At 56.1% G+C, this 1,001-nt stretch carries 1 pseudogene; it reads left to right on the top strand.

Going from position 1 to position 1,001, the window contains the following annotated elements:
• Window positions 1-972: pseudogene (locus QP884_RS11225) on the top strand (IS3 family transposase); the annotation flags it as partial.
• Window positions 973-1,001 lie beyond the last annotated feature (29 nt).

The raw sequence follows: 1,001 nt of genomic DNA, 5'->3' as shown, positions 1-1,001 counted from the left end.
GCCGAAACGCCTCACGGAAGAGGAAAAGCTTCGCCGCCAGGTTGAGCGGCTGGAAGCGGAAAACGCCTACTTAAAAAAATTGCGAGACTTGAGGAACCAGGGACACGCCTGAAAGCCCAGGCAATCGTCATCCTCAAGTCACACCACCGCTTGGACTACCTCCTGGATGCGGCCGGCATGGCACGCTCGACATTCTTCTACCACCAAAAACGACTCACCGCACCGGATAAACATGCCGAGCTCAAACAAGCGATCCGGGACAGTTTTCAGCGCAACAAACACCGCTACGGCTACCGGCGGGTACTGCTCGACCTGCGTAACCAGGGCTGGGTGGTCAACCACAAACTTGTCTACAAGCTCATGCGCGCCATGGGCTTGAAAGCCAAGATCCGCCAGCGCAGGCCCTACATCTCCTACACTGGCACAATCAGCTACATCGCTGAGAACACACTCGAGCGCAACTTCACCCCCGATAGGCTCAACACTGTCTTCGTCAGCGACGTCACCGAGTTCAAAGTCGCTGGCCGCAAGGTGTATCTCTCACCGGTGATGGACCTGTTCGACCGCTCAATCGTCGCCCACACAGTGGCCACATCGCCGTCTACAGCGTTTACCTCGGCTTCGTTGGCGCAGGCGATCAAAGCGTGTGCTCCAGAGCCGGGCTGGATGATCCACACCGATCAAGGATTCCAATACCAGCACTCATCATGGCGCACCCTGATTAGCCAGCACCAGGGAGTCCAATCGATGTCACGCAAAGGCAACTGCTACGACAACGCGGTCATGGAGAACTTCTTCGGCCACCTGAAAACCGAGATGTACCACGGAGAAGCCTTCGACACCGTCGCAGAGTTCAACCAGGCAATCGACGAGTACATCCGGTGGTACAACACCGAACGCATCCAACAACGACTCAAGGGTCTAACCCCGATGCAATATCGAAATCAGACCCTTGAAGCCCTAACCGCCTAGAATTAAACCAGTCCAACTTTCGGGGGCCA

The organism is Corynebacterium tuberculostearicum, assembly GCF_030229345.1.
GTDB classification, from domain to species: Bacteria; Actinomycetota; Actinomycetes; order Mycobacteriales; family Mycobacteriaceae; genus Corynebacterium; species Corynebacterium tuberculostearicum_G.
Note: the sequence above shows the minus strand (reverse complement) of the source record. Positions and strands in the feature narration are given on the sequence as shown.